Source organism: Streptomyces sp. NPDC032472 (assembly GCF_040636955.1).
Lineage (GTDB): Bacteria > Actinomycetota > Actinomycetes > Streptomycetales > Streptomycetaceae > Streptomyces.
Genome location: NZ_JBEZVK010000034.1, coordinates 26009 through 52956 on the forward strand (window position 1 = coordinate 26009; position 26948 = coordinate 52956).

The 26948-nt window shown below is 71.2% G+C and carries 27 protein-coding genes and 1 pseudogene; 12 read left to right on the forward strand and 16 right to left on the reverse strand.

Annotated elements, in window-relative coordinates; genetic code table 11:
* Positions 1–44 precede the first annotated feature (44 nt).
* From AB0F11_RS22985 to AB0F11_RS23005, 5 genes are all read left to right on the forward strand, one after another.
* On the forward strand, positions 45–656 hold the full coding sequence (locus tag AB0F11_RS22985; RefSeq protein ID WP_362176753.1) for a TetR/AcrR family transcriptional regulator: 612 nt from the start codon (positions 45–47) through the stop codon (positions 654–656).
* 414 nt (positions 657–1070) lie between these two features.
* Positions 1071–2906, forward strand: coding sequence for a glycoside hydrolase family 15 protein (locus AB0F11_RS22990; RefSeq protein WP_362176756.1), 1836 nt, complete (start codon positions 1071–1073; stop codon positions 2904–2906).
* A gap of 230 nt (positions 2907–3136) precedes the next feature.
* On the forward strand, positions 3137–3568 hold the full coding sequence (locus tag AB0F11_RS22995; protein ID WP_362176759.1) for an alcohol dehydrogenase catalytic domain-containing protein: 432 nt from the start codon (positions 3137–3139) through the stop codon (positions 3566–3568).
* A gap of 54 nt (positions 3569–3622) precedes the next feature.
* On the forward strand, positions 3623–3949 hold the full coding sequence (locus tag AB0F11_RS23000) for a zinc-binding dehydrogenase (RefSeq protein WP_362176889.1): 327 nt from the start codon (positions 3623–3625) through the stop codon (positions 3947–3949).
* A 48-nt stretch (positions 3950–3997) separates the two neighbouring features.
* A complete protein-coding gene (locus AB0F11_RS23005; protein WP_362176892.1) occupies positions 3998–4213 on the forward strand; it encodes a DUF899 family protein in 216 nt (71 codons plus the stop codon).
* A 131-nt stretch (positions 4214–4344) separates the two neighbouring features.
* Here the strand turns inward: AB0F11_RS23005 and AB0F11_RS23010 are convergent.
* A pseudogene (locus tag AB0F11_RS23010) lies at positions 4345–4671 on the reverse strand (transposase); the annotation flags it as partial.
* A gap of 199 nt (positions 4672–4870) precedes the next feature.
* Between AB0F11_RS23010 and AB0F11_RS23015 the strand changes: the two are divergent.
* The 5 genes from AB0F11_RS23015 (at position 4871) to AB0F11_RS23035 (ending at position 9195) form a co-directional block, all read left to right on the forward strand.
* Positions 4871–5101, forward strand: coding sequence for a hypothetical protein (locus AB0F11_RS23015; RefSeq protein WP_362176761.1), 231 nt, complete (start codon positions 4871–4873; stop codon positions 5099–5101).
* A 123-nt stretch (positions 5102–5224) separates the two neighbouring features.
* Positions 5225–5899: a sigma-70 family RNA polymerase sigma factor gene (locus AB0F11_RS23020; protein ID WP_362176764.1), complete on the forward strand. Its 675-nt coding sequence runs from the start codon at positions 5225–5227 to the stop codon at positions 5897–5899.
* Complete coding sequence (locus AB0F11_RS23025; protein WP_362176767.1) at positions 5896–6129, forward strand: zf-HC2 domain-containing protein; 234 nt, start codon at positions 5896–5898, stop codon at positions 6127–6129. Before AB0F11_RS23020 ends, AB0F11_RS23025 begins: the two co-directional genes overlap by 4 nt.
* 41 nt (positions 6130–6170) lie before the next feature.
* Complete coding sequence (locus tag AB0F11_RS23030; protein ID WP_362176770.1) at positions 6171–7859, forward strand: NAD(P)/FAD-dependent oxidoreductase; 1689 nt, start codon at positions 6171–6173, stop codon at positions 7857–7859.
* On the forward strand, positions 7852–9195 hold the full coding sequence (locus tag AB0F11_RS23035) for a hypothetical protein (protein ID WP_362176773.1): 1344 nt from the start codon (positions 7852–7854) through the stop codon (positions 9193–9195). The genes AB0F11_RS23030 and AB0F11_RS23035 overlap by 8 nt, the downstream gene beginning before the upstream one ends.
* Before the next feature lie 88 nt (positions 9196–9283).
* Here the strand turns inward: AB0F11_RS23035 and AB0F11_RS23040 are convergent, their stop codons facing one another.
* The 14 genes from AB0F11_RS23040 to AB0F11_RS23105 all read right to left on the reverse strand — a co-directional run bounded on the left by AB0F11_RS23040 (position 9284) and on the right by AB0F11_RS23105 (position 22496).
* Positions 9284–9793, reverse strand: a complete 510-nt coding sequence (locus tag AB0F11_RS23040) for a DM13 domain-containing protein (protein WP_362176775.1) — start codon at positions 9791–9793, stop codon at positions 9284–9286.
* Positions 9794–9938: 145 nt separating this feature from the next.
* Positions 9939–10847 (reverse strand): hypothetical protein, encoded by a 909-nt coding sequence (locus AB0F11_RS23045; RefSeq protein WP_362176778.1) that lies wholly within the window; start codon positions 10845–10847, stop codon positions 9939–9941.
* 25 nt (positions 10848–10872) lie between these two features.
* A complete protein-coding gene (locus tag AB0F11_RS23050) occupies positions 10873–11022 on the reverse strand; it encodes a hypothetical protein (protein ID WP_362176781.1) in 150 nt (49 codons plus the stop codon).
* 90 nt (positions 11023–11112) lie between these two features.
* Positions 11113–11391 (reverse strand): hypothetical protein, encoded by a 279-nt coding sequence (locus AB0F11_RS23055; RefSeq protein ID WP_362176784.1) that lies wholly within the window; start codon positions 11389–11391, stop codon positions 11113–11115.
* 346 nt (positions 11392–11737) lie between these two features.
* Entirely contained in the window at positions 11738–11866 is a 129-nt protein-coding gene (locus AB0F11_RS23060; protein ID WP_362176787.1) for a hypothetical protein, read from the reverse strand.
* A 428-nt stretch (positions 11867–12294) separates the two neighbouring features.
* Positions 12295–12882, reverse strand: a complete 588-nt coding sequence (locus AB0F11_RS23065) for an ISAs1 family transposase (RefSeq protein ID WP_362176790.1) — start codon at positions 12880–12882, stop codon at positions 12295–12297.
* A 217-nt stretch (positions 12883–13099) separates the two neighbouring features.
* Positions 13100–14299, reverse strand: a complete 1200-nt coding sequence (locus AB0F11_RS23070) for a low specificity L-threonine aldolase (RefSeq protein WP_362176793.1) — start codon at positions 14297–14299, stop codon at positions 13100–13102.
* 70 nt (positions 14300–14369) lie between these two features.
* The gene (locus AB0F11_RS23075) at positions 14370–15650 is read right to left on the reverse strand and encodes an MFS transporter (protein WP_362176796.1); all 1281 of its coding nucleotides are present in this window, start codon (positions 15648–15650) and stop codon (positions 14370–14372) included.
* Entirely contained in the window at positions 15643–16890 is a 1248-nt protein-coding gene (locus AB0F11_RS23080) for a hypothetical protein (protein ID WP_362176799.1), read from the reverse strand. The genes AB0F11_RS23075 and AB0F11_RS23080 overlap by 8 nt, the downstream gene beginning before the upstream one ends.
* Positions 16887–18518, reverse strand: a complete 1632-nt coding sequence (locus AB0F11_RS23085; RefSeq protein ID WP_362176801.1) for a class I tRNA ligase family protein — start codon at positions 18516–18518, stop codon at positions 16887–16889. Before AB0F11_RS23085 ends, AB0F11_RS23080 begins: the two co-directional genes overlap by 4 nt.
* Positions 18515–19618 carry an FAD-dependent oxidoreductase gene (locus AB0F11_RS23090; RefSeq protein WP_362176804.1) on the reverse strand — a complete coding sequence of 368 codons (1104 nt, stop codon included), beginning with the start codon at positions 19616–19618 and terminating at the stop codon, positions 18515–18517. The genes AB0F11_RS23085 and AB0F11_RS23090 overlap by 4 nt, the downstream gene beginning before the upstream one ends.
* On the reverse strand, positions 19611–19988 hold the full coding sequence (locus AB0F11_RS23095) for a cupin domain-containing protein (protein ID WP_362176807.1): 378 nt from the start codon (positions 19986–19988) through the stop codon (positions 19611–19613). The genes AB0F11_RS23090 and AB0F11_RS23095 overlap by 8 nt, the downstream gene beginning before the upstream one ends.
* Positions 19985–21217, reverse strand: a complete 1233-nt coding sequence (locus AB0F11_RS23100; RefSeq protein WP_362176809.1) for a SidA/IucD/PvdA family monooxygenase — start codon at positions 21215–21217, stop codon at positions 19985–19987. Before AB0F11_RS23100 ends, AB0F11_RS23095 begins: the two co-directional genes overlap by 4 nt.
* Before the next feature lie 16 nt (positions 21218–21233).
* On the reverse strand, positions 21234–22496 hold the full coding sequence (locus tag AB0F11_RS23105) for an ATP-grasp domain-containing protein (protein WP_362176812.1): 1263 nt from the start codon (positions 22494–22496) through the stop codon (positions 21234–21236).
* A 563-nt stretch (positions 22497–23059) separates the two neighbouring features.
* Here AB0F11_RS23105 and AB0F11_RS23110 point away from each other — a divergent pair.
* A complete protein-coding gene (locus tag AB0F11_RS23110; RefSeq protein WP_362176815.1) occupies positions 23060–23722 on the forward strand; it encodes a deoxynucleoside kinase in 663 nt (220 codons plus the stop codon).
* 51 nt (positions 23723–23773) lie between these two features.
* Here AB0F11_RS23110 and AB0F11_RS23115 read toward each other — a convergent pair whose 3' ends face one another.
* Complete coding sequence (locus AB0F11_RS23115) at positions 23774–25138, reverse strand: alkaline phosphatase (protein ID WP_362176817.1); 1365 nt, start codon at positions 25136–25138, stop codon at positions 23774–23776.
* Positions 25139–25580: 442 nt separating this feature from the next.
* Between AB0F11_RS23115 and AB0F11_RS23120 the strand changes: the two genes are divergently transcribed.
* A complete protein-coding gene (locus tag AB0F11_RS23120) occupies positions 25581–26948 on the forward strand; it encodes a hypothetical protein (RefSeq protein WP_362176895.1) in 1368 nt (455 codons plus the stop codon).

Sequence of the window (26948 nt, forward strand, 5' to 3'; positions counted from 1 at the left end):
CGCCGCTCGGTGTCGGATGTAAAGCGTTCGCTATACTTATGGGTATGGGGGCAACGACACCAATCAGCGGGGCGGTCCGCGGCGGGCGCGGTGCGCGTGAGCGCATCCTGCGGGCGGCGGAGGAGCTCTTCTACACACGCGGCATCCACGCCACCGGGGTAGCGGCGCTGATCGAAGCCGCGCACGTCTCGCCCCGCACCTTCTATGTTCACTTCCCGACCAAGAACGCGCTGGTGGAGGAGTACCTTCGCCGGTTCGAATCCGAGACGCCGATCGCCGCCGAAGCAGAGCTGGAGCGCGACGGCCTCCCCCCGGCCCAGCGGCTGCTGGCGATCTTCAACCCCCTGGAGGGGGACCCGTCGGCGCTCATTCGCGGGTGCCCCTTCCACAACGCCGTCATCGAGGGCGCCGGAGAACTCCCGGAGGTCGCCCGCCTGGCACAACGACACAAGCAAGCCTTCCGCGATCGCCTCGTGGCCACAGCCGCAGAGGCCGGAGCAGCCGACCCGGAGGCCCTTGGCAGGCAACTCGCCGTGATCTTCGAAGGCGCCAATGCGCTGGCAGCCTCCTGCAACGACGCGCAGGTGTTCACGGATGCCCGGCGAGCCGCCAAGACGATCCTGGACATTGCTTTGAGCGCCGAGCCTGGAGGGTGAACGGTCCGAGTCCCAGGTGGACGGTGGTGGCTTGCCGTACCGGGCGGCCCGGCCGTGTCAGGGCCGAGGGAGGTCATCGTCCGGTTCATGCGCCTTGCGATGACGCTGGGCGGCGGGTCCCTGCGGTCGAGGGCGGCCGGCGCGGTGTCGACGACGTCGACGGGTGAGGCGAGCCTGGTTCCTGCGGCGGCCTGCGGGGTGACCACGACGTCGAAGAACGACCCTCAACAGCGCGACCGAGTGACCCGACGGCGTGGCGACGGCGCACAGTGCCGAGGCCTTCGCCCGGCCGCGCCCGCCGCCGATCACTGACCCGGGGGATTGCCGGCCGCCGAGTCCTGCAACGGGTGGCGGTCTAGCATGAAAAGCACGGATTCATCTCCAGGCCCGGGCCGCAGCGCCAGGGAGGCCGGTATGGCGTTCGATACGACTGGTTTCGAGCAGGCCGACGGCGGCCGGTACATCCCGATCTCCGATCACGGCCTGATCGGGGATCTCCGTACGACCGCCCTGGTCGGCACGAACGGCACCATCGACTGGTATTGCTGCCCGCGCTTCGATGCGCCCAGCGTGTTCGGGTCGATCCTCGACGCCGACCGGGGCGGGTCGTTCGAGTTGGCCGCCGAGGTCCCGACCCGGACCAGGCAGTTCTATTTCCCCGATACGAACGTGCTGATCACGCGGTTCTTCGCCGCGGACGGGGTGGCGGAGATCCAGGACTTCATGCCCGTGGTCGACGAGTCGCGCGAGGCGGCCCGGCACCGGCTGATCCGGCGGGTGCTCTGCGTCCGCGGCAGCCTCCCGTTCAGGGCGCGGATCGCCCCCCGCTTCGGCTACGGCGCCGAGGCGCACACCACGCACCTCGAAGGCCACACGGCGGTGTTCCGCTCCCCGTCGCTGACGCTCGCGCTGACCGCCACCGCACCCCTGGAGATCGACGGCCTGGACGTGTGGTCGCACTTCAAGCTCCTGGAGGGCGAGTCCCACGTGTTCGCCCTCGACCAGATCCGCGACGACGTCCCGCCCAGGGCGTGCCCGCGCGCCGAGGCGCAGGAGCAGGCGGAGGCGACCGTCCGGTTCTGGCGCCACTGGCTGGCCAGTTCGCGCTACCACGGGCGGTGGCGGGAGATGGTGAACCGCTCCGCGCTGCTGCTGAAACTGCTCACCTACGCGCCGACCGGTGCGATCGTCGCCGCACCGACCACCAGCCTGCCCGAGCAGATCGGCGGCGAGCGCAACTGGGACTACCGCTATGTCTGGGTCCGCGACGCCGCTTTCTGTGTCTACGCGATGCTGCGTCTGGGGTTCACCTCGGAGGCCGAGGCGTTCATGGGCTTTCTCTCCGAGCGGGGGATCCTGCGGGGCAGGGGGGAGACCGGTCCCTTGCAGATCATGTACGGCATCGACGGGCGCACCGAGCTGCCCGAATACGAGCTTCCGCACCTGGAGGGGTACCTCGGCTCCGCACCGGTCCGGGTGGGCAACGCGGCCACCGGCCAGCTCCAGCTGGACATCTACGGTGCGCTGATCGACTCGATCTACCTCTATGACAAGTGGGGGCAGCCGATCAGCAGTGACCGCTGGGACGAGGTCGGTGCCGTGGTGGACTGGCTGTGCGAGCACTGGGACCAGCCCGACGAGGGGGTGTGGGAGACCAGGGCGGGCCGGCGGAACTTCGTGTACTCGAGGCTGATGTGCTGGGTGGCGCTGGAGCGCGCGATGCGCATGGCGAACCGCCGCGGTCTGCCGGCCGACCTGACCCGCTGGCGGGAGTCCCGGGACGCGATCTACCGGCAGATCATGCGGCGCGGCTGGTCGGCCGAGCGAGGGGCGTTCGTCCAGGGGCTGGACGACCACGTACTGGACGCCTCGCTGCTGATGATGCCGATGGCGAAGTTCGTCTCGCCCACCGACCCCAAGTGGCTCTCCACCCTGGACGCCCTCACCACGGACCTGGTCTCCGACTCGCTGGTATACCGCTACGACCCGACCGCCAGCCCGGACGGCCTGCGCGGCCCCGAGGGCACCTTCTCGATCTGCTCCTTCTGGTACGTGGAGGCGCTGGCCCGCGCAGGCCGGCTGGAGGAGGCCCGGCTCGCCTTCGAGAAGATGCTCACCTACGCCAACCACCTCGGTCTGTTCGCAGAGGAGATCGGCCCGACCGGAGAACAGCTGGGCAACTTCCCCCAGGCCTTCACCCACCTCTCGCTCATCAGCGCCGCCTTCAACCTCGACCGCGCGCTGGGCTGACGCGGCATCACCGCCGGGACGGAGGCGCCCGACACGTCACTGCGGGTCGACGACCGGCCCCCGTCGAGGTCGGCTTTGCCGAGTACGCACGCCAGACTGCCGGAATCCGCATCATTCCCGTGCTCGAACTCCGGCGGGCTTAGCCCACACCCCTGCCGGCTTCAGCAAGCCAAAGGAGAGAGATCACGCCCAAGGCGGTCAGGTACGACGAGCTCGGCGGGATCGACGTGTTGCGGGTCGACGAGGTGGAACGCCCGGTGCCCGGGGGCGGGCAGGTCCTCGTACGCGTGAAAGCGGCCGGCACCAACCCCGGTGAGGCGGTCATCCGCACGGGGGCATTGGCGGACATGTTCCCGTCGACGTTCCCGTCCGGGCAGGGCAGCGACCTCGCCGGAGTCATCGAGGAGGTCGGCGCCGGGGTAGCCAGAGTCCCGCCCGGCGACGAGGTGATCGGATTCAACCAGAAGCGGGCCTCCCAGGCCGAGCTGGTCCTGGTCGAGGCCGGTGACCTCACGCACAAGCCGGAGAAGGTCTCATGGGAGGTGGCCGGCAGCCTGTACGTCGTCGGCGTCACCGCATGGGGGGCGGTACACGCCGTCCAGCTCGTGCGCCGTACCGGGGCCACGGTCATCGGCTTGGCGAGCGAGAGCAACCATGAGTGACTGAAGAGCCACGACGCGATCCCGGTCGCGTACGGCGAGGGCGTCGCGGACCGCATCAGGGCCGCCGCGCCCAGCGGGGTGGACGCCTTCATCGACACCTTCGGCGACGGGTACGTCGAGCTGGCCCTCGCCCTCGGCGTCGCGACCGATCGGATCGACACCATCGCCGATTTCGCGGCCGCCGAGAAGCACGGGGTGAAGACCGACGGAGGGGTCGCGGCCGGGCCGGGCGCCGAGGTGCTCGCCGAGCTCGCAGGCCTGATCGCCGACGGACACCTCGAGGTGCCCATCGCGAACGTCTACCCGCTGACGCAAGTCCGCGAGGCCTACACCGAGCTCGAACGCCGCCACACCCACGGCAAGATCGTCCTCAGGCCTTAGTGCTCCAGTGAGACTTCTCCATTTGTCCTGATCAACGGCCTGGTGGCAGTGGCAGGGTGCCCGTCCTGCTCGGCGATAGCTGACGGTTTCGACGGCTCAGTCATCCACCTTGCGAACCACGACGTCACGCTCTGCGCGGTGCCACGGGCTCCGATCGAGATCGGCGGGGGACCTGGCCACGCTGGGTCCGTTCGTGTGGCGCACCACCATCGCGATGTCGGCCGCCTGATGAAAGATCACCGTGTTGGCCCCGGTCTTTCGTGACGGGTCGCCGCATTCTCCGGGGCCCGGTTCCGCTTGTCGGGTCGGTGACGGGTAGGCCGATGGTCCGGCTGTCGCGTCGAGTGTGCGCCGGTTTCCACGGTCCCGGGGTGGGTGGTGCTGCAGGTTGCGCAGCCGGTGGCGCGCGCATCGCGGATGCGGTCCTCGGCCCGTGCCCGCTGGCGGTGCCGCAGTTCGAGGGCGGCGATCGGGACGTCGGTGGTGTTGGTGGCGAACGGCCACCGGCCCCGCTTCGCGACCCAGGCCACGAACTCGTGGGTGCCGCCGCCGGAGTCGGTACGAATCAGAATGTTCCGCCCGCGCCGGTGACGTTTCAGAAGTTGAGCCAGGGCGAGCTGGGTGGCGATGATGTGGTCGGCGGCGGTGTTGCTGCCCGCGTTTCCGGGCCGCAGCAGCGCGGCTACCGGCTCTCCGGTCCCGCCTCGTCCGTGGTTGACGAAGCCCATGAGGGCGCCCCTGCCGTCCTGCTGCGCGCGGACGGCCATGTGGCCTCGGTCGGAGAGAACCAGGCGGAGCTGCTCGATGCCCTGCCCCGGTGGTTCGGCGCCGCGACAGGAGCATGATAGGCGTCGAACTCCTCACCGGGATGAGCCGGTGAGGAGTCGACCGTTCGTCGGCCGCACGAGAACAGGAGGTGCCATGAACTGTGCCGAGTTCGTGGAGCTGGTGACCGAGTTCCTCCACGGCTGCATGGGTGAGCCGACCGAGCTGCGTTGTCTCGTGCACCTGGCGCGGTGCGAGGGCTGCGAGACGTACCTCGACCAGTTCCGGCAGACCGTCGCGGCTGTGGGCGCGCTGCCCGGCCCGGGCCTGCCCGCTGCGGCACGCGATCAACTCCTCGGGGCGTTCCGCAGCATGCCGCGCGACTGACCTCAGCGGCCGCCGGCCGTGAAGCTTCTTACCGAGAGAAGAACGAACGCACCCCCGGATGTCCGCACTCGTACCGCTGCCCTAGGCTGGCGCTTCCAGTTGACGTCCGGCAAGGAGAGAACAATGGCGGGCCCACGCGAACTGCCTCCGGACGAGGTCCTGGTGCAGCGCCTCCGCGACGGTGACGAGGAGACGTTCGCCTTGGTCCTGGACTCCTGGTCGGGCGGCATGCTCCGGCTCGCCATGTCGTTCGTGTCGACCAAGGACTCCGCCGAGGAAGCGGTCCAGGACACCTGGCTGGCGGTCATCAGGGGCATCGACGGCTTCGAGGGCCGCGCGTCCCTGAAGACGTGGGTGTACCGGATCCTCGTCAACACTGCCAAGGCGCGTGCCACGAAGGAGAGCAGGACCGTCCCCTTCGCCAGTCTGCTGCCGGAGGAGGAGGAAGGGCCGACGGTCGACGCCGAGCGCTTCCGCGCCCCCGGCGAGCGGTACGCCGGACACTGGGTCGCCGGGCAGGAACCGCGTTCCTGGCACATCCCCGAGGACCACGTGCTGCGCGGCGAGGTCCGCGAGGTGATCGCGGAGGCGATCGACGAGCTCCCGCCCCGCCTCCGTACCGTGATCACCTTGCGCGATGTCGCGGGGTACGGCTCCGAGGAGGTGTGTTCCCTGCTGGAGATCTCGCCTGGGAACCAACGCGTCCTCCTCCATCGGGGCAGGGCCCTGCTGCGCAGTAAGCTGGAGTCGTACTTGTCCGATGCCCATGACGTCGCGGGCGGGAGGGGACGGGCGTGAACTGCAACGACTTCGTGGAGCTGGTGACGGAGTTTCTCGACGGCGCCTTGTCCGAAGGGGACGAGCGGCGTTTCGTCGAGCACCTGGCGGAGTGCTCCGGGTGCGAGAACTACCTCGACCAGTTCCGGCAGACGATCGCCGCCACGGGCGAACTGACCCCGGACGGCATCTCGTCGGACGCCAGGCAGCACCTCCTCTCCGCGTTCCGGGACTGGCAGCGGGACGTGTAGCGACGTGTAACGCTCGTGTGGCGCGCCCACACTGAACGTGCATGACTCTGCTCAGAACACTCTTGTTCGGCGTCGTCGCCGGACTGCCCGGTGGTGCGATCGTCGCCGTCGTGACCGACCCGCCGTGGATCCAGTGGGCCGGGCACACGACGGTGCTGGGAGCCGTGCTCGGCCTGCTCTTCGGCGAGCACCGGCAGAGCAACGGCTCGGCCTTCTCCGTCGGTCTGCTCATCGGCCTGCTCGACTGGGTGACCTGGACCCTCACCCTCGTTCCCCTCCTTGAGGGGGACACGCCGTCGTGGACGATCGCGGTGGCCGTGTCGCGCTTCCCCGAGCTCGTCGGGGCCGCCCTGTTCGGCGCGATCGCCGGGCTCGCCTTCCGCGCCCTGGCGGCCTGGCGCCCGCCCCGCCCGGCGCCCCAGCGGGCCAGACCTCACGTGGTGATCGTCGGTGGTGGCTTCGGCGGGGTGGGGGCCGCGCGCGAACTGGACCGGCGGATCGGCCGTGGGCTCGACGCCCATGTGACGCTGATCAGCGACTCGAACTTCCTGCTCTTCACCCCGCTCCTCGTCGGCGTCGCCTCCAGCACGGTGGAGGCCAGGCATGTCAGCGCCCCGTTGCGTGTCGGGCTCGACCACGCCTCCTTCCTGCACGGGCGGGTGGCCTCGATCGACACGCAGGCGCGCAGCGCGTACGTCTCCGCCGGCAAGGAGGGGATGCTCCGCGTCCCGTACGACCATCTGGTCCTCGCGGTCGGCGGGGTGGCGCACTTTTTCGACCTTCCGGGCGTGGGCGAGCACGCCTTCGCGATGAAGTCCGTGGAGGACGCGACGGCGCTGCGCAACCAGGTCCTGGGCGCGCTGGAGCGGGCCGATCTGGAGCCGGAGCCGGCCGAGCAGGCCCGGTTGTTGACGTTCGTGGTGGCGGGCGGCGGTTTCGCCGGTACGGAGCTGGTGGCCGAGCTCTTCGACCTGGTGCATGACGTACTCCACCTCTATCCGCGGCTGCACGGGCTGCGGCCCCGGTTCGTGATCGTGCACGCGGGGGAGCGGCTGCTGCCGGAGCTGTCGCCGGAGCTCGGGCTCTACGCCCAGCGCAAACTGGGCGGGCGGGGCATCGAGTTCCGTCTCGGCGCGCGGGTGAGCAGGGCCACCGCCGAGGACGTCACGCTCGACTCCGGCGAGACCATCCCGACCCGCACCTTGGCCTGGACGGCGGGCAACCGGCCGAACCCGCTGGTGCGGCAGGTCGTGCAGGGGCCTGGTGGGCCTGGTGGGCCTGGTGGGCCTGGTGGGCCGCTCGCCGTGGAGCCCACCTTGCAGGTCCCCGGCGTACCCGGGTTGTGGGCTCTGGGCGACTGCGCGCGGATCCCCGACCAGGCGGGCGGCTTCTACCCGCCGACCGCTCAGCACGCAATCCGCGAGGGCAAGGCGGTGGCGCGGAACATCGCCGCGGTCCTCGGTGGCCGCCGTCCCGTCCCGTTCCGCTTCGGCGGGCTCGGCGTGCTGGTCTCGCTGGGGCACCGCACGGCCGCCGGCGAGATCGGCGGGCGGCGGGTTTCCGGGTTCCTCGCCTGGGTCCTGTGGCGAGGGGTCTATCTGAGCAAGCTGCCCGGTGCAGAGAAGCGGCTGCGGGTCCTCGCCGACTGGACCCTCGACCTCGTCTTCCCCAGGGACATCGCCCTGTCGACCACCTCGACTGTGTCGAAGAAGGAGGACCGTCGTGCGTAACGCTGGATTCGGAGCCCTGGCCGGCCTCGCGGGAGGACTGGTCTTCGGCGGGGTGATGGTGCAGATCGGATTCCTGCCGACCGTCGCGGCCATCGTCAGGACCGACTCGTCCGTCGTGGGATTCGCCGTTCACCTGCTGATCGCCGCGATCGTGGGGGGTGTCTTCGGGCTGCTCGTGGCGCGCCAGCGCGAGCTGCTGTTCTGGGGGCTCGCGTACGGCGTGCTGTGGTGGTTCCTCGGGCCGCTGACGCTGCTGCCGCTCCTGCTCGGCAGGCCGGTGGCCTGGGACGTGTCGACGGCGCAGGCGCTGATCCCCAGCCTGCTCGGCCACCTGGCGTACGGAGCGGTCACGGCCGCCGTCCTCGCCCTGATGGCACGCGGGGAGCACCGGACCGGGCCCGGAATCCTGGTGCGCGCGTCGGTCGCCGGGCTGGTCGTCGCCCCGGTCCTGGGGCTCGGCTGGAACGGGCTGATCGTCGGGGTGGTGCTCGGCGCCTCGTACGCGGTGGTCTTCGGCGACCCCGGCGAGGGCGGTGGCCCTGCCCTGGTGCGCGGCGCCGCCTTCGGCTTCGCGTGGTGGGTGCTCGCGTCGGTGACGGTCGCGCCCCTGCTGGCCGGCCGGGGCCTGGAGTGGACGCCGGACGCGGTGCGTACCGCGGTGGTGTCCCTGCCCGGTTTCCTGCTGTCGGGCGCAGGTACGGCCCTGCTCACCGGCTGGATGGGCGGCCTGTCGCGGGCGGTGTTCTCGGACGACGTACGGCACGCGCTGGATGGACGCCTGGTCGGTGGGCGGGTGATCTCGGTCTGGCACGGCGTCATCGCCGGCCTGGCCGGAGGCGCGGTCTTCACCGGGGTCATGGTCGCGGTGGGCTTCCTGCCGACCGTCGCCGCTCTGGGCGGCTCGGAGTCCGAGGCCGTGGGCCTCGTCATCCACCTGCTGATCTCGCAGGTCGTAGGCGTCACGTATGCGGTCTTCTTCCGCCGGCGCAGCTTCGACCCGGCCTCGGGGATCGGCTGGGGGGTGTCGTACGGCTTCCTGTGGTGGTGCCTGGGCAATCTGACGCTGCTTCCCGTACTGCTCGGCGAGGCGCCCCGGTGGGACGCCGCCGCGCTGGCCGGGTCCTTCCCCTCGCTCGTCGGCCACCTCGCCTACGGCGCCGTACTCGGCCTGGTGTACCAGCGGTTGGAGGAGCGGGTCGGCCCGTGGCACCAGTCCCGCAGCGAGGCCGCCGCGGCGCGGGCGGCGGCGCGTCACGAGCAGACGCTGAGCGCGGCGCCCGCGCTGTGGAGCCTGACCGCGTGCGTGGCGCTGCTCATCCCGATCCTGGTGTCGTAGGGCTGTTGGCCCCGGAGGATCCGGAAAGCCGAGGAGCGGGTGGCGATCTGCCACCCGCTCCTCGGCTTTTCCGTGCGACCCGGCTCCGTCAGGCGCGCCGCTTCAGCTCGGCCGCGCCGAAGGAGGCGCTGAAGCGCTCGCACCAGATGGTCACCGTGGAGAACTTGTTCAGGTCGGTGCCTGCGGGGACCGTGTAGTTCTGGTTGCCCTCGTTGCCCTTGAGCTCGCCGAGGTCGATGTGCTTGCCGTCGTCGAGGTTGCCGCCGCCGTCCTTGTGGACCGGCTGGTCGCTGAGCCACACGTGCAGGGCCGGGCCGTCGGAGGTGCGCAGGTTCGTCAGGCGCAGGGTCGCCTTCCCGTCGGCGAGCTGCTGGATCTCGACCGACCCACTGGTCTCGTGCTCGTGTGAGACGAACGTCCCGTTCGCCACCTGCTTGGCGGTGCCCGCCTGCTGGCCGGCAGCCGCGGGAGGCGCCTCGTCCACGCGGTCCGTGGTGAACAGCTTCCAGGGCTGGAAGAGGTACAGCCCGACGGCTGCCACGACGACTACGGCGGCGGTGGTGATCCAGAGGGCGTTGCGGCGCTTGCTACGGCACATGAGGGTTTCCGTTTCTTCTCGGTGTTCGTGGGCGCGGAGGCGGCATCGGCGACTGCCCCGGCGCTCTGGGCACTGGGCATTCAGAGACGGAAGGAGCGGCGAACGTTACAGATCAACGTCCGCCGCTCCGGTCCGTCTACGACTTTCAGCAGTTCTCGGCGGGGTGCGCCTGCTCAGCAGGGGTGCTCGGGGAGCTCGTGGCTGCGGGAGCAGCCGCGCGGGCGCGGCGCAGCTCGTCGGCCTCGTCGCGGACAGCGTCGAGCCGGACTTCGAGCATGCCGACGCGCTCGCGGTAGCGCTCCAGCTCGGCCCGGACGAACTCGGCGTCGGCGACCTTGTGCGCGGCCTCCTCGCGGATCGCGGTGGTCTCCTCGGCGAACCTCTGGGTCGCGGCGTCGAGCGCGGCGACGGCCATATCGGCCGCCTCCTCGGCGAGCGTGGTGCGCTCCTCGGCGGCAAGGATGCGCTGCGCGGAGGCGCGGGTGACAGTCTCGATGCGCGCCTCGGCCGCTGCGGAGTCGGTGATGATCGCCAACTCCTCGATGTAGGTGGGGAGATCGGCGGAGAGCTGCCTGATGAGCGCGACGACGGTGTCGCGGGACTGGGCGCCGTCGCCACAATCGGCCATCGCGATGGAGGCCACGGCCTCCATCGCCTCCATGGCCTCCTCCATCGAGCCCATCTCACCGTGCACGGCCTCCTCCGGGGCCGGGGCGGGGGCGGGGGCGGACGCCTCGGCGGCGGGGGCGTGTCCGTGCTCCTGGGACACGACCTCGGCCCCGGGTACGGAGGAGGTGGGCCACGACTGCCCGGCGACCGGTGCAGCCTGAGCGGCTACCTTCGCCTCCTCCTTGGCCTCGGCCACCGCGCGCTTGTCCTCCTTGCGCTGCTGCCGCTTGGCGCGGAACTTCCGGAACGCGCCGAGCGCGTTGTGGTCGGGGTGGTCGCAGTAGCGGGAGGCCGGGCCCTCCGTGCCGGGCGCCTTCGGCTCGGGCGCGTGGGTGCAGCCCGGGTAGGCGCAGGTGGGAACGGTCTCGACGGTCTGGACGGTCATGATTTTCAGCCTTTCGTTGCTGATGTCAGTGGTATTGCGGGTTCTGGAAGTCAAAGCGGCAGCCGGCGTCCGCCTGCGGCGGGACGACATGGGCCAGGTGCCGGAGGCGGTAGAGGACGTTCATGGCGCAGTGCGTGGCGCCGTCCTCGTTGCCGGTGATCAGACAGCCGCCCACGTCCCGCAGTAGGTCTGCTGTCCGCTCTCGTTGAGCAGGCCGGAACAGGCGAAGAGTCGCTCGATGACCTGCGTGGCGACGGAGCTGTAGTCACCCGGCCAGATCGACCGCGGCGATGACGAGGATGTCGGCGGCCGTCAACCACTGGTGGATCGACGGCCACGCGTCGCGCTCCCCGCCGTGCTCGGTCATGTCCGACCCACACCCGGTGGCGATCTCATAGTCGATCGGCCGCAGGTGCTCGACCTGCACGCCCTGCTTCTGCGTGATCTGCGAGCTGAGGTCGATCAGGCCCTGCGTATGGCTCCGCTCCGGGCTCTTCTTCAGCGTGCGGTTGAGGAACAGCGCACGCGAGTTTTCATGGCTCATACCCGTCAGTGCCGCCGAACGGCCGAACGTTACAAGCAGGGTGGACGAGTCGGCGAGCTCGGGATCGTGTGGGACACCGTCGACGCCGCGTGCCTCGCCCCGGCCTGGTGGTACTTCGTGCCGAGCCCTTGCGCAGCAGCGAGCGGTGGTTCTTCGCGGTCTTGTCCGCCGCGTACGACAGCCTCGTGCCCTCTGGTAACTCCACGAGCCGGCGTATGAAGTCCACGACCATGTCCGGGAACTCGTCCAGCTTCGGGAAGCGCCCCATACGCTGGTACGACTTCAGCGCCAGCTGATGTTCGGCGCGGTTGTAAAGGTGCGGCGGGCCCTGCGGACGCTCGTGGGGTCAGCGGAAGGCGCGTTCTACGGACTGCGCGGCGAGGGGGCCGCCATGGCCGATGTAGACGGTGGTCGGGGTGTGGGCGGCTATGGTGCGCACGCTGCGTGCGGCGGCGTCCAGGTCGGTAGCGAACATGGGCTTGTGGGCCGTGCGGGGTGAGGCTGAACTGCTCGTGCCCCCGCTCGGCGAGGATCTCGCGGGCTCCGTCGATCAGCGCCTTGCGCACGCGAGTTCCTGCACGCCCTGATCGGCGAATGGGGCCTGGGCACCCCGCACGTTTGTGGTGCTGGTCAGCGGATGCCCAGGAGCCTGAGCGGTCGGGTGAATGGTTCGTAGGACGCTTCGCGGAGTCCAGCGGCGATGTTGCGGTGTCCGGCGTCTCGGAGGGCGTTGATCACGAGGTTGCGGAGGGTGGCCAGGTTGGCCGGTCCGTGGCCGGTGCGATCTTCGAGGTGTCCTCGGCAAAGGTGGTGTCCCGGACGTGGTGGATCCGGTTCTCGATCGTCCACTGCGACCGGGGCAGTTGGGCGTTCCGTTACGGGGAGGCTTCAGCCGAGGTCAGGTTAGTGATCGCGTAGACGGTCTCGCGGGTGCAACGTCCCGCTCGCGGTGTCCACGCGGTAGCGCAGGATCCGGGCGGCCTGGACGACATAGGGGAAGTCCAGGCCCGTGCCGGTGACGGTCAGCACCCGGGTGGCTCTCATCTCCCGGCGGCCGTGTCCGGCTCCGCGGTCGTGGCGGCGGGCAGTCATTTCCTTCCACGGCGGTGAGCGCAAGGCGGCGACCAGGCCGGGCTGGTTGGCCTTGACCAGGAAGAGGAAATGCGCCTGCTTCTGCTCGATGAGGAAGCGGACGTGAGCGGTCTGGGTGTGCAGGGCATCGGCGGTCACCACGACATCGCGCAGGTCGAACGGTGCAAGCAGGGCGGCGGAGCAGGTGATCTCGTTCGTCTTGTCCGGCACGGGCAACTGGCTGACGGTGCGTCCTTCGCCGGTCATCGCGGCCAGCAGGTGCACAGCCGGGACGGCACCGTGACGCGAGCCGCGGGCACACTTTCCGTCCACCGCAACCGTGTCGGCACCGCCCGCTTCGGCGAGGTGAAGGGCTACGACGGCCCTCCGATTCCTACCCCGGAGCTGCCTCCTACCCACCTGAAGCCCAGAGGAATGCGTTGACCTGCTGCTTGGTGCGGACGTCGGCTGGGTGCGGCGCTCGCACCCGACCCTCCGCTCCTCCTTCCGGAGGGGAGCCCGTCGGACACAGTGCGGCAGCCTGCGGTGCCGGTGTCCTGGAACCGGACGACCTCTTCGTGCTTCTCCTGCCCGGGGGCCGGGGCGCTCGCCCGACCTCCCGGGCCTTTGCCGCCGGCTACTTCGTCTTGCGGTTCGCGGAGAAGGCGGACGCCTTCCCCAGCACTTCGATGGTCTCTTCCATCTCGCGGACCTTGCGGCGCAGCTGCACCAGTTCCTCGCGCTCGGCCGTGGTCAGCGCGCCCGCCGGCGCTTCGCCTCGCTCCACCGCCAGCTCCTCCGCGATCGCCGCCGCGAACGCGTCCACGTCCGCCTCGGTGGTGTCGAAGGAGGTCATCCAGCGGACCTCGCCGGCCTGCTCGTTCCAGGTGTAGAAGCGGAAACGCTTCTGGAGACGCTCGGTGACGGCCGGCGGCAGGACGGCGAAGATCTGGTTGGCCTGCACCGGGCGGGGGATCTCCAGGCCCGGAAGGTCGCGCACCGCCTCGTACAGCCGCTGGGTCATCGCGTTGGAGCGGGCCGCCGAGCGCAGCCAGAGGTCGCCGCCGAGCAGCGCCTCGAACTGCACCGACATGAAGCGCATCTTGGAGCCCAGCTGCATGCTCGTCTTGCGCAGGTGGGCCATGCCGCGCACCGCATCCTCGTTGAGCACGATCACCGCCTCGCCGAAGAGCAGCCCGTTCTTGGTGCCGCCGAGCGAGAGGACGTCCACGCCGACGTCGGTGGTCATCTTGCGCAGGGACACGCCGAGGGTGGCGGCGGCGTTGGCGAGCCGGGCGCCGTCCAGGTAGACGAGCATGCCGAGGTCGTGCGCGTGGTCGCAGATCGCACGGATCTCGTCCGGCGTGTAGCAGGTGCCGAGCTCGGTGGACTGGGCGATCGAGACGACCTTGGGCCGGGCCCGGTGCTCGTCCTCGAAGCCCCATGCCTGACGGTCGATCAGCTCAGGGGTGAGCTTGCCGTCCCATGCGGGCACCGTCAGGAGCTTGATCCCGGCGACCTTCTCGGGCGCCCCGCCCTCGTCGACGTTGATGTGGGCGGACTCCGCGCAGACCACCGCCTCCCAGCGGTCGAGCATGGTCTGGAGCGCGACCACGTTCGCGCCGGTGCCGTTGAAGACCGGGTACGTGTGCGCGGTGGGGCCGAAGTGGCCGCGCACCACTTCCTGCAGGCGCTCGGTGTAGACGTCGGCGCCGTAGCTGACCTGGTGGCCGCCGTTGGCCACGGCGATCGCCTCAAGGATCTCGGGGTGCACACCCGCGTAGTTGTCGCTGGCGAAGCCGCGCTCGTCCGGGTCGTGTCGTCGCTGTACGGTCATGGTGCTCGCTTACTTGTCTCGTTCGTAGGGGTGTGACACATCTGGTCCGGACGGCCGCCGGCCGGTCCGCTCAGGCCGGCGCAGGCTCCGTACGCGCGCGGGCCTTCTCCAGGCCGCGCACCAACGGCGGCGCGGCGAGCCCGAGCAGGACGAAGAGCGCTGCGAGGACCAGCCAGCCGGTGGCCGCCGCGCCGACGACCAGGGAGGTCATCAGCCACGGCCCGGCGAACTGCTGGAGCCCGCGCCCCAGGGAGAAGACCGCCTGGTACTCCCCCTGCCGGCCCGCCGGGGCGAGCCCGAAGGACAGGCCCCAGCTCGCCGACGCCTGGTACAGCTCGCCGAGGACGAGTACCAGCGCGCCGCCCAGCAGGGCCGCGCTGTCCAGGAGCGCGCCGTGCCCCCCGCTCACCGCGAAGACCAGGCAGGAAGCCCCCAGCGCCCACCCCGCCCCGTGCAGCATACGTGCCGCTCCCGCCGGGGTTTGCGCGCCCCTGCTGACCGTGACCTGGAACAACAGCACCAGGACGGTGTCGAGGATCAGCAGCCCCGACACCAGCAGCGCGGGCGCGTCGGTGCCGGTGACGATCCACAGCGGCAGACCGACCGTCAGCAGCGGGTGGTACAGCTCCAGAGCACCGCACACCAGCGCGACCGCCACGTAGCGCACGTCCCGCAGCGCGGCGCTGCGCAGCACGCCGCCCGGCGCCTCGGCGGCCGTGGCGCGGGGCCCGGGGCGCGCGGGCAGCCGCATCCCGAGCAGCACGGCGACGGAGACCAGCTGGAGGGCGGCGTTGGCGAGGACCGTGGCGTACAGGGCGGTCGAGGTGCCGGCCGCGATGGCGGCTCCGGCCAGCGCGGCGCCGCCGAGGAAGCCCAGGTTGAACAGGCTGCGCATCTGCGCGCTCACCCTGACCCGCTCCGCCTCGCCCACCAGAGCATCGGTGAGCGACGCCTGGAGCGCGCCCGCCGAGGTCTCCAGGACCGCGATGGCGCAGGCGACCGCGAGGAACGCGGCGAAGCCGTCCACCAGGCAGTACGCGGTGAAGCCGACGGCCGCGAGCAGGAAGTTGACGGTGAGCACCCGACCCGCGCCGAGCCGGTCCGCGAGTCGGCCGATGGGCACGGTGCAGAGCAGACCGCAGAGCCCGGCGACCGACAGGGCGAGGCCCACGCGCTGGGCGGGGATGCCGATGGTCCGGGTGAAGAACACGGCGCTGGAGGTGAGGAACACCCCGAGCCCCAGGGACTGGACGAGCGTGAGCACGCCGAGCCTGCGCGCGTTCCCGGCGGCCGGAAGGGTCTCCCGGAACCACGCGCGCAGCACGGCGCCGTACCGGCGTGCCTCAGACATGCAGCTCGGCTTCCTCGGCCCGCTCGGTCCGCAGCCCGTACACCTCCATCACGGTGTGCACGGCGGCGCGCACCCCGGCGGCGCTCCGCCCCCGGAACCGGAAGATCCCGCAGCCCTCGTCGTAGCTGCCCGGCCCGGTCATGATCTGGCCGATCGCGGGCAGTTCCTCGTGGTAGACCTCGGGGACGGCCGACCGGGGCGAGGTGCGCGCGACGACCCGTCCGGGCAGCTCGCGCGGAGCGGGGTAGATGAGCCAGCCGCCGGCCCGGGGCCCGACCGGTTCGGACGGCTGCCACAGCGGGGGCAGGCCCAGGGCCGCCCGGAACGCCTCGGCGAACAGGTCGATGCCGTAGAGGTCGACGTGCAGGAACGGCACCTGCGCGCCGCCCGGCCGCAGTCCGACCTCCAGGAACACCAGCTCGCCCCCCGGCCGCCGGATCGCCTCCAGGTGGAACGCGCCGTCGCGCAGCCCGAGCGCCTGCAGACAGTGGTCGGCGAACGTGGTGAGCTCGTCGCGCTCGGGGCCCGGGTCGAGCAGGACCGAGCCGAGAGGGCGGCCGTGCGCGTAGTCCAGGCAGGTGTGGACGTACTGGGACGCGGTGACGAAATGGAGTCGGCCGGAGCGGCGGACGCCGTCGACGTGGAAGATGTCGCCCTCGACGTACTCCTCGCACTCGTACGCCTCGGGGTCGACCCCCCTCAGCGCGTCGCGCAGTTCGCCGGCGCTGTGGACGACCGTGACTCCCTGGGAGCCCGCCGCGGCGCGCGGCTTGAGGACCAGGGGCAGACCGCCGAGGGCGTCGGCGACCGCCTCCGCCGAGGGTGCGTCGTCGAGGCGCAGGAACCGGGGAACCCGCAGTCCGGCCGCGCCCACCGCGCTCTTCATGGCGGGCTTGTCCTTGAACCGCTCGACGAGGTCGAGACCGTAGCCGCCGGGGACGCCGAGTGCGGCCGAGAGCCGGGCAGCCGTCAGGATGTCGTACTCGGACTGGCCGAAGACGGCCTCGGGCGTGCCGTGCCGCTCCGCGACCTCTCGTACGAGGGGCAGCAGGTCGTCGTGGGCGAGGCTGTCGCGGACGTGGACCTCGGTCGCCCCGTCCTGGTCGAGCGCGGGCAGCCCGCCGGGCGTCGTGAGGTACACCATCCGGCAGGGGTGGCCGTCGAGGAAGCGGTGGTATTCGCCGAACTCGTCGCCGGAGCGGTTGAGGACGACGTACAGCGGTGTGGTCCGGTCGGTCACGCGTCCGCTCCCGGTCGCAGGGTGTCGGGCAGGCAGGCGTCCAGATCGGCGGCTCTCACCCGGCCGAAGCCGGGCGCGGGCCGGTCCCGGTGGGCCGGGGTCCTGGCGAGGAAGGCCGCCGCGCGAGGCTCTCCGGCGCCGCCGAGGCGCTGCCAGAGGAGCTCGGCGAGGTCCGGCATCACCGGGAACGCCAGCAGGGACAGGCCCTTGAGCCACCAGTAGGCGCCGTCCTCGGCCGCGTGGGCGACCGCGTCGTCGGCGCACCAGCGGTCGAGCGCCGCGACCGCGCGCCGGGTCGAGACACGGGCGCCGTCGAGCGCCGCGGACTGCTCGGCGAGCAGGGATTCCAGGAGGTCGGCGACGGCCGGGGCGGGCGCCTGCGGCGGCCCCTCGGGCAGCCGGCTCCAGGCGGCGTCGATCCGCTTGCCGAGGCCGTCGGCGAGCGCGGCGTTCGCGGTCCGAAGGAATTCCGCCGTCTCGAAGCTCGCCGCCCCGGACTCCAGGTCGGCCCCGGCGAGGTGGTACCGGACGGTGTCCACGCCGATGGCGGGCGACGCGGCGATGTCCGCCGCCCAGATGGCGTGCCGGGCGCTGGTGGAGAACTTCCGCCCGGCCAGCTGGTAGAAGTTGTTGATCAGGCACCGGTCGTACGGCTTCATGTCGCCGTGCAGCAGGCTGGTGCCGACGATCGAGACCAGGGTGGGGATCACGTTGTCGATCCCCAGGGTGGTGATGGTGGTGACCCCGGAGTCCGGATCGAAGGCGTTCACGCCGGTCCCGGAGAGCCGGCCGTGGACGGCGCCGGCGAGGCGGGCGAACATGAAGATCCCGGCGTACGGGAAGAGGGCGCGCGGCACGTCCGGCTCGGGCGCGGGCAGCGGAAGCCCCCACGTCTGCGGGGCGCTCAGCCGTACGGTCAGGCCGTCGCGCTCCAGGAAGCGCGCCACGGTCGCCCGGTAGCGGTCGGCGACGCCCAGGTCCGCGAGCGTGGTGTCCAGGAGGTCGCGGTCCGGCAGCCGCAGGAAGAGACTGGAGATCTCCCGCCAGGTCAGCGGCCCCTCGTCGAGCAGCGGGCGCGGCTCGACGACCGACTCGGGCAGGAAGTGCGCACTGCACTCCTCGCAGAAGTAACTGGCGATGCCCGCACCGCACTCGGGGCAGCGGCCCTGGAGCCAGCCGCCCACCACCCAGCGGTCCGACGCCGCGCAGTGGGGCACGCGCTCGGTGCGCGTCAGCACCGCGCCCCGGGCCGTCAGCCGCTCGATCGAGGCGGCGACCTCCTGCTCGAACTGCTCTCGCCAGGGCTGCTGATCGGGGACGATGAACGCGTCGACGCCGATGCGCATCGCGGCCAAGTCGTCCTGGATGCGCTGTCCGTAGCGGGCGGCGACCTCGCCGGGCGTGGAGTCCTCGGCGTGCGCCCTGAGCGTCACGTACGACTCGTACACATCGCTGCCGGTGATCACCAACGGCAGGTCGCCCCGGACCCGCAGGTGCCGCGCGATCATGTCCGACCACAGGAAGGGGCCGCCGATGTGGCCGAGGTGCAGGGGGCCGTTGGGCGTGGCCTCGGGCGGCACCAGGAGGTAGTGCCGGGGGGTGTGCGTGTCCCCGGTCAGCAGGCTCATATTCGCGTTCTCCTGTCGAGCAGGTCCAGTGCGTCCTCGGCCATGGCCGGGGCGAGTCGGTAGCCGGATCCGGAGCCGCCGATGGCCATGACCACGTCGTCGTCGCCGACCGTGTCCACGATCGGCAGATGGCCGGGGGTGAAGCAGTCGCTGAAGACCCGGCCGCCGAGCAGGTGGGGCAGGAATCCCGGTACGTGCCGGGCGAGCAGGGCTCGGGCGAGTTCCCGGTCGCGGGCGTCGATGGCGAGCGGTTCGTCGGGGCCGCGGTCCCAGTCGGGCGAGGTGATGCTGAAGATCCAGTGACCGCCGGGTCGGTGGGGCAGCAGGAAGGCGTCGGCGTCCTCCAGGACGAGTGCCGGGGCGCCCGGCGGGGGCGGCGTCATGATGTGGAACGCCACCACCTTCTTGACCCGGGCCCCGCGTTCGCGGGCCGCCGCCGCCACCGGGCCGTCGAGGACCCAGGGGCCCGGCGCGAGGACCGCCTTGGCGGCGGTGATCCGGCTGCCGTCGGCGCCGACCAGTTCGATGCGCCCGCCCGTACGGCGTACTTCCGTGACCCGGAAACCCTCCAGGAGGGTGTTGTCCGGTCGGCCGAGGACCTCGGCGAGGAGCCGGTCGGCCAGCCATTGGGGCTGACCCGCGGTCATGGGGGCCGTGGCCAGCAGGACTTCGTCCTCGCCGTGGGCGAACCCGGGGAACGTCCGGTCGAGCAGGGCCCGCTGCTCCCCGGTGACCGGGCGGGTGCGGCCGCCGTCGGCCATGGTCGCGTCGAGCGCGGCCGTGTTCCCGCGCGCCACCAGCCAGCGGACGTCGACCGGCGCGCGTCCGGCGTCGCCGAGTCCGGCGGCGAGCTCGTCGAAGAGCGCGGTGCTGCGGGCGGCCAGGGCGCGCTGGGCCGGGTTGTGCCCCGTGGGCGTGTCGAACCCGGCCGAGAGACGGGTCGCGCCCGTCCCCCGTCCGGCGTGCGTGATCACGGCGACGCGGCGGCCCGGGTCCCGGCGCACGGCGTAGTAGGCGGCGAGGGCGCCGACCGCGCCCGCGCCGACGACGGCGAGGTCGTAGTGGGGCGCCTCACTGGCCCCGGTGGTGCGCTCACTCATCGGGCGCCGACCACCAGAAGGAGTAGATGACCAGCTCCTCGCCCTGGTCGGCGAAGACCTCGTGGACGGCCTGCGAGGCGAAGCCCACCACGGAGCCGGGCCCGACGGGCGACCGTTCGCCGTCCACCTCCAGGGTGCCGGATCCGGCGTGGACCACCCAGATCTCCTGGACCGCGTGCTGGTCGGGCGAGCTGGTCCCGCCCGGCGGCACGGTGACGCGGGCCGCCTTGAACGGCACGCGGGGGAAGACCGAGCGGGCGAAGTCCGCCTCGGCGACAGTCACTCCGTCGGGTTCCACCTCGGTGGGACCGAAGGGGACCAGGGCGCCGACCGCGTCGGCCTGGAACTGCGGGACCTGGCCAGTGGTCATACCGGATACCTCGTCTCACCGAGCATGCTGTTGAGGATGACCGCACTGCGCCAGGCGAGCAGGCTGAGATTGGGATCGGCGACGCCCCAGGAGTGCCGGGCGCCGTTCTGCAGGTAGATCCGGTTCTCCGCAGGCCCGTCCCATGCGACCGAGAAGTCGTCGCCGACGACGAGCATCCCGCCGCCGTCCCGCCGCAGCCGCGCGTCCAGCGGAGCCATGAAGTCCGGCAGCGCGTAGGCGTATCCGGTGCTCAGGATCACGATGTCGGCGGCGAGCACGGCGGGTGCGTCCGGGCCCGAGGACTCGACGAGGAGCTTCCATTCCTCGGGGCCACCCTCGATCGCGGTGACCGCGCAGTCCGCCATGAAGCGCAGCCTGCCGGGGTTGTTCTCGATGAACTCGTCGCGGTAGCTCAACCGGTAGATGTCCTGGAGGACTTGGAGGTCGACGCCGTCGCTGGTGTACTTCTGCTGCTCCAGGAGCCGGGCCTTGTGGTCGGCGGGCAGCGCGTGGAAGCGGCGTACGTAGTCGGGCGTGTAGAGGTCGTTGGCGAACGGCGAGTCGTCCATCGGCAGGAACGATGAGCGCCGGCTGACCCAGGTGATGCTCTCGGGGGCCGCGCCGGCCGCCAAGTGGCGCACGATCTCCGCCCCGCTCTGGCCGCCGCCGACCACGACGACCCGCCGTCCGGTCACCTCGGGGGCCCGCAGCAGGAACTCCCCGGAGTGGAAGACGGTGGGGCCGAGGAAGGGGCGGAACGGCTCGGGGACGGACGGGGTGAGCCCGGTGCCGAGCACGAGATGGCGTGCCGTCACTTCCTGCTCGGCGGTCCGGAGGTGGAAGGCCCCGTGGTGGAAGTCCACGCTGTGTACGTCCGCCCCGAACGTCAGGCTCGGCAGCCGCCCGGCGACCCACTGGAGGTACTGGTCGAACTCGGCGCGCAGGACGGCCGGGAAGTCCGCGGCCAGGAACCGGTAGAGCCGGCCCTCACTGGCGAGGAACGACAGGAACGAGAAGGGACTGGTCGGATCGACCAGGGTCACCAGGTCCTTGAGCAGCGAGACCTGCAGGGTGGCCTCGGGCAGCAGGAGTCCGGGGTGCCAGGAGAAGCTCTCACGGCGTTCCAGGTGGGCGCCGCGCAGTCCGTCGACCGGATGCGCGAGCGCGGCGAGGCTCATGTTCGCGGGGCCGATGCCGACGGCCGCGTAGTCGAGTATCTGTGCGTCCATGGTGGGATCCGCCGGGTCAGGCCGGGACGACGAGGTCGCCGAGTGCCTGCCAGCGGTCGAGGGCGCCCTGCGGCGAGTCGGCCGTGAACAGGGCGTGGCCGAGGCGCGAGCGGCAGTCCTCGACGCCCGGGATGGTCTCGCCCGGCGCGAAGTACACGGCGGTCTCGGTGACTTCCGGCATCGCCTCCAGCTCCGGCCACCCGGAGAGCTCCCGGTACGAGGAGCGGCCCGCGGCGGAGAAGAAGCGGATGCCGGCGCTCTCGGCCTGCGGTCGCGCGAAGGCGCCGACCGTCTCCAGGTCGAGGCCGAGCGCGGTGGCGACGGCCACCCTGGGCAGGCTGACGCCGGTCACGAGCCGCAGCAGCTCCACGATCCGGTCGCCCGGCAGCCGGGCGCCGATCTCGATGAGCACCGGACCGTCGGCGGCCAGGCGCAGTTCGCAGTGGAAGGGGCCGCTGGTGATGCCGACGGCGCGGACGACGTCTCCGACGTAGGCCTCGACGCTCTTCAGGGTGGCGTCGTCGACGAGGGCCGGGGTGAGGTGGCCCAGTTCCACGAAGTCGGGCTCGGGGCCGAGCAGCGTGCGGCTGAGGGCGACGACGGTGACCTCGCCGCTTTCCAGAACGTAGCCGTCGGCGCTGAACTCGGGGCCTCGGACATACTCTTCGACGAGCACCCGGTGCTCGTGCAGCTTGCCCATGTCGGGCTCCGGGTCGGTCACGAGCCGCTGGAACGCGGCGGTGAGCTGGTCGAGGTCGTCGGCGCGGCTGACGTGGATGCTGCCGGAGCAGGCGACGGGCTTCAGCACGCAGGGGAAGCCGACCCGTTCGGCCGCGGCCCGCAGCTCGGCGTCGGTGGTCGCCTGGGCGAACCGCGGGGTGCGCAGCCCGGCCTCCGCCACGGCTGCCCGCATGACGCTCTTGTCCCGGACCCGGTCGACGGTCGCCACGGGCAGGCCGGGCAGGTCCAGTGCCGCGGCGACGCGCGCGGTCGCCGTCACATAGATGTCGGAGCCGGGCAGCACCGCCTCGAACGGCTCGGCCCGGTGCATTTCGAGCACGGCCGCTTCGAGGGCGGCCTGGTCGTTGGTCTCCACCGTCAGCACGGAGTCGGCCGCCGCGCGCACGGTGTCGGAGAGCCGGCGGTCGCCGGCGTCGGCGGTGGCGACGACGACCCGCAGTCCCATTTCGGCCGCGACGCCGATCAGGGTGGCGCCCCCGGAGGAGGCGGGTTCGACCACGAGGACGCGGGCAGGACGAAGTGCATCTGTGTGCGGCAAAGCGAAATCCCCCGGGCAGAGCTGTGTGGACCGGACTCGTGATCGCGGTCCTGATCGCGATCTTTCTATCCGGGCGCCTCGGCCCCGGTCAATGGATCACTGCAAAAACATCTGCGACAGCGAACCCGAGCCGCATATTTTCTCGAACGAGGGCCTCGTCGGCGCCTGTTCGGTCCGGGAAGGACGAGCGCCTCCGCTGAGCTCCTCAGCGGCGAGACGCCCCCTCGGCCGGAGGCCACGAGGAGATCGTCCAGCCCCGAGGACTGGATGACCGGCGCCCGCTTCGGCGAGGCAGGGGGCCACGACGGCCCTCCGATTCCGCGCCCCCGACCTCCCCCGATATGCTTCGAGGCGGCCGCGGGACGGTGGCCCGCTGTATGCGGCACTGCGGCCAGTCCGGCCTGCCGAGGAGGCGGCCGCATCGGTCTCGGTCTGGACGGGGACCGCATGAAGCTGATCTGAAGATCCTGGGGAATCGACTGACCGCCGACCTGCCCTCTCCGTGGCATTGGGCGCCCGGCCCGGCCGCCTGCGAACAGAAGATCCCCAGGGAGAAGTGAGGTATGCCAGTGATCTGCGTCGGAGGCATGATCGGACTCGGCAAGACGAGCGTTGCCGAACTGCTGGCCAAGGAACTGGGCAGCGAAGTCTTCTACGAGAGCGTGGAAGACAATCCGATCCTCCCGCTCTTCTACACGGCGAGCCCCGAGGAGATCCAGGCGAAGCGCTACCCGTTCCTGCTCCAGCTCTACTTCCTGCAGACGCGGTTCGCATCGATCAAGCAGGCGTACAAGCAGGGCGATAACGTCCTCGACCGGTCCATATACGAGGACTGGTACTTCGCCAAGGTCAACCACGACCTGGGCCGGATCAGCTCCCTCGAGATGCAGGTGTACGAGGGGCTGCTCGACGAGATGATGCGCGAGATCGACGGCCTGCCGTACCGCAAGGCACCCGATCTCATGGTCTACCTCAAGGCGGACTTCGAGACGGTGCTGCACCGCATCGGCCTGCGGGGACGGGCGTTCGAGCAGGACGAGAGCCTCGTCGAGTACTACCGCATCCTGTGGTCCGGCTACGACGACTGGGTGCACAAGCACTACACCGCCAGCGAAGTCCTCGTCATCGACATGAACCGCACTGATGTGGTCAACAACGCCGAGGACGCGGCCCGTGTGGCGCGGGAGGTCAAGGACGCCCTGGCGGCCGGCGGGCTCCGGATCTGAAGCGTCGGGGGAGTCCGTCACCGGACTCCCCTTTCCCTCGGTTCAACGGGTTCAGCGCAGGCGGAGCGCCTCGCTGATCGTGGTGAACAGGTCGGTCTGGTTCGTGACGCCGAGGACGCGGTAGGCCAGGGGGCCCTGGGCGGCGATGCGGACCTGCACGCCGGTGTGCTCCTGGGACTGGCCCGGGGTGTTGGTCGAGTAGTTGACCTTCAGCTGCTGGCCCTCGTTGGTGACCAGGGTGGACGACAGGCCGGGCGGGGTCGCCTCGAGCGGGACGATCTGGCTGGTGTGGCCGTGGTCGGCGGTGGTGACGACGAGGGTGTCGGGGTGCTTGGCGGCGTAGTCGCGGGCGACCTTCACCGCGCGGTCAAAGGCGGCCGTCTCGCCGATCTGGCCACACGGGTCGGCGGCGTGGTCCTGCTTGTCGATCGAGGCGCCCTCGACCTGGAGGAAGAAGCCCTGCTTGGAGTGCTTCTGCTTCTGCTTGGCCTCCAGCAGCTCGATCGCCTTCGTGGCGGAGTCGGCGAGGCTCGGCGTCGTCGCCGGACGGCCCGGGTTGGAGGTGGTGCACCGCTGCGGGTCCGTGCCGCCGACCGCGGCCGGCTTGCCGGTCCACTCCACCGGCACGTTGCCCGTGGCGAACAGGCCGAGCACCGGCTGGCCGGGCTTCACACCCTGCAGGCCGGCGTTGTCCGTGACCACCTGGTAGCCGAGCTTCTGCGCCTGCTCGGTGACGGTGAGGCCCTTGTACGTGCCGTCGGTGACCTTCTGGTCGAACCGCTTCTTGCCGCCGCCGAAGAGGACGTCGACCTTGTGGTTGACCGACTGCTCCGCGATGGAGCCGGGGCCGCCGGCCGCGATGGTGTCGGTGGGGCACTTGGCCATGTCGGTCGGGCCCTGGCAGGAGCGGTCCGTGGTGTGGGAGGCGAGCACGGCAGGGGTGGCGTCTGTCAGCTCGGCGGTGGTGACGCTGCCGGTGGCGTAGCCCTTCTTCTGGGCCAGCTCCAGGAGGGTGGGGACGGCCTTGTCGGTGCCGGGCGTCTTGGAGATGCGGCCGTTGACCGTCTTCACACCGGTGGCCCAGCCGGAGCCGCTGGCCGCGGAGTCGGTGACGTAGTCGGGCGTGCCGTCCTCGTGGACCGAGTACGTGGTGTAGGCGCCGGTCAGCGGGAACTTGTCCATGTTCAGGCGGCCGTTGGCGCCCACGGTGTAGTCGCGGGCGAGAGTGATCTCGGAGTCGCCCATGCCGTCGCCGATCAGCAGGATGACGTTCTTCGCCTTCCCGCCCTGGATCGCTCCGTTCGCCAGCTGCGCCGTGTCGGACGCGCCGGCGGTGGAGGTGACGGCCGCGGCGGCCGCGGTCGCGGCGACCAGGGCAGTGGCGATCGTGAGGTGGCGGCGCGTGGGCCTGGGCATGGATACGGCTCCTTGGAACAGCTTGCGAGGGGATGCGGCCATCAACAGGCGACAGATCAACAGCCATCGGCAAATGCCCGGTGAACGGATGGTCGTACAGGGGTTTCCTGAGCGTGCACGCATGGCGGCGGCGGGCGGCGTCCCATCCGGAATCGACGCATCTGTGCGGCTCTGGTGCCACTCGCCTTCCCTCGCCGTCACCCGAGCCGAGGTGTCCGCTTCCGCACTGCACTCCTGAGGAGTTCGGGTTAGTTTGACCATGTTTGACCCGACCTCTCGGCAAGGGTGAGCGATGACGACCGGATCCCTGCGCACCCCACGCGCTCACCCCACACCGCCGTTCTCTGTCACCACCCGGCCGGACCATCGGGGTGGCGAGGTCCTGGCGGCGGCGGTCGCGGCTGCCTTCGTCCTGGCCCAGCTCGTGCTCGTACGGCCCGGTATGGGGCTGGGCTGGGACGAGACGGTGTACGTCAGCCAGGTCAGCGGCCACGCCCCGGCGGCGTACTTCAGCGCACCGCGCGCTCGCGGCGTCTCCCTGCTGGTGGCGCCGATCGCCTCCTGGTCGTCGTCCACAGCGCTGCTGCGGGTGTATCTGGCGCTGCTGTCCGGCCTCGCCCTGTTCCTGGCCCTGCGGGCCTGGCGCGGTCTGTTTCCGGCGGGGGTGGTGGCGCTGGGCGGGGCGCTGTTCGCCTCGCTGTGGGTGACGGTGTTCTACGGCTCGCAGGCCATGCCGAACTACTGGGTGGCGGTCTGCGCTCTGGCCGGTGCCGGCTGCTTCCTGCGTGCCCAGGCCGACCGGACGAACCGCGGACCCGTGTGGGGGCTGGCGGCGAGCGCGGCGCTGATGGCGTTGATGCGGCCCACCGATGCGGTGTGGGTGTGTCTGCCCATGCTCGTCGTCCTGGCGGTCGCCCGCCGGTGGCGGCACGGGTGGTTGCCGGCCGCGCTCGTGGCGGGGCTGGTGGCCGGAGCCGCCGAATGGGTGATCGAGGCGTACCTCGGCTACGGCGGCCTCGGTGAGCGGCTGTCCGAGGCCTCCCGGATCCAGGGCGGGCTGGGCTGGAACATCGCCGTCGACGACCACATGCGCAGCCTGATCGGACGTACGCTGTGCCGTCCGTGCACGGGCGGGATGCCGCCCGTGGCGATGTTCGCCTGGTGGTTCGTGCTGCCGATACTGGCCGTGGTCGCACTGGCGGTCGCGGTCAAGGCCCGGCGTGCGGCGGTCACCGTGCTGCCACTGGCGTGCGCAGCGACGGCCGCCTTCCCCTACCTGTTCCTCATCGGCTATGCCGCTCCCCGTTTCCTGTTGCCCGCCTACGCCCTGCTGGCCATCCCGGTCGCCGACGCGCTCTTCTTCGCGGTGACCGCGCCGCGCGGGGCCTGGCGGTCGTTCGTCGCGACGGCAGTGGCGGTCGGGCTGGCCGGGCATCTGGCGGTGCAGTCCGCTGTGCTGTGGCGCCTGGTGGACCGCACGGTCGAGGATCACGGCGGCTGGGCGCGGACGGCGGCCGCGCTGCACCGGCACGGCGTGCGGCCGCCGTGCGTCCTCAGCCGCGCCGACGCGAAGCTGCCGGACATCCCGATCGCCTTCTACGCCGGGTGCGCCTCCGCCGACACCAGCGGTCCCAACACCAACACCACCGCGACCGCCCTCGCCCGGACCGCCCAGCGGACCCCGGTCGCGATCCTGACCGCCCGGGGCGGCCGGCCGCCGTCCTATGCCCGCACCTGGAAGCTGGTGCACCTGGACGGTGACGTGTACGCCTACCTCGCTCCTGTCGCCGGCAAGGACCCGGCCGGGTGA

Bases quoted from the DNA above. Each gene is read 5' to 3' on its own strand.
- AB0F11_RS22985 (WP_362176753.1), top strand. From the start codon at position 45: ATGGGGGCAACGACACCAATCAGCGGGGCGGTCCGCGGCGGGCGCGGT.
- AB0F11_RS22990 (WP_362176756.1), top strand. From the start codon at position 1,071: ATGGCGTTCGATACGACTGGTTTCGAGCAGGCCGACGGCGGCCGGTAC.
- AB0F11_RS23015 (WP_362176761.1), top strand. From the start codon at position 4,871: ATGAACTGTGCCGAGTTCGTGGAGCTGGTGACCGAGTTCCTCCACGGC.
- AB0F11_RS23020 (WP_362176764.1), top strand. From the start codon at position 5,225: ATGGCGGGCCCACGCGAACTGCCTCCGGACGAGGTCCTGGTGCAGCGC.
- AB0F11_RS23030 (WP_362176770.1), top strand. From the start codon at position 6,171: ATGACTCTGCTCAGAACACTCTTGTTCGGCGTCGTCGCCGGACTGCCC.
- AB0F11_RS23040 (WP_362176775.1), bottom strand. From the start codon at position 9,793: ATGTGCCGTAGCAAGCGCCGCAACGCCCTCTGGATCACCACCGCCGCC.
- AB0F11_RS23045 (WP_362176778.1), bottom strand. From the start codon at position 10,847: ATGACCGTCCAGACCGTCGAGACCGTTCCCACCTGCGCCTACCCGGGC.
- AB0F11_RS23055 (WP_362176784.1), bottom strand. From the start codon at position 11,391: ATGAGCCATGAAAACTCGCGTGCGCTGTTCCTCAACCGCACGCTGAAG.
- AB0F11_RS23060 (WP_362176787.1), bottom strand. From the start codon at position 11,866: ATGTTCGCTACCGACCTGGACGCCGCCGCACGCAGCGTGCGCACCATA.
- AB0F11_RS23070 (WP_362176793.1), bottom strand. From the start codon at position 14,299: ATGACCGTACAGCGACGACACGACCCGGACGAGCGCGGCTTCGCCAGC.
- AB0F11_RS23075 (WP_362176796.1), bottom strand. From the start codon at position 15,650: ATGTCTGAGGCACGCCGGTACGGCGCCGTGCTGCGCGCGTGGTTCCGG.
- AB0F11_RS23085 (WP_362176801.1), bottom strand. From the start codon at position 18,518: ATGAGCCTGCTGACCGGGGACACGCACACCCCCCGGCACTACCTCCTG.
- AB0F11_RS23090 (WP_362176804.1), bottom strand. From the start codon at position 19,618: ATGAGTGAGCGCACCACCGGGGCCAGTGAGGCGCCCCACTACGACCTC.
- AB0F11_RS23095 (WP_362176807.1), bottom strand. From the start codon at position 19,988: ATGACCACTGGCCAGGTCCCGCAGTTCCAGGCCGACGCGGTCGGCGCC.
- AB0F11_RS23100 (WP_362176809.1), bottom strand. From the start codon at position 21,217: ATGGACGCACAGATACTCGACTACGCGGCCGTCGGCATCGGCCCCGCG.
- AB0F11_RS23110 (WP_362176815.1), top strand. From the start codon at position 23,060: ATGCCAGTGATCTGCGTCGGAGGCATGATCGGACTCGGCAAGACGAGC.
- AB0F11_RS23115 (WP_362176817.1), bottom strand. From the start codon at position 25,138: ATGCCCAGGCCCACGCGCCGCCACCTCACGATCGCCACTGCCCTGGTC.
- AB0F11_RS23120 (WP_362176895.1), top strand. From the start codon at position 25,581: ATGGGGCTGGGCTGGGACGAGACGGTGTACGTCAGCCAGGTCAGCGGC.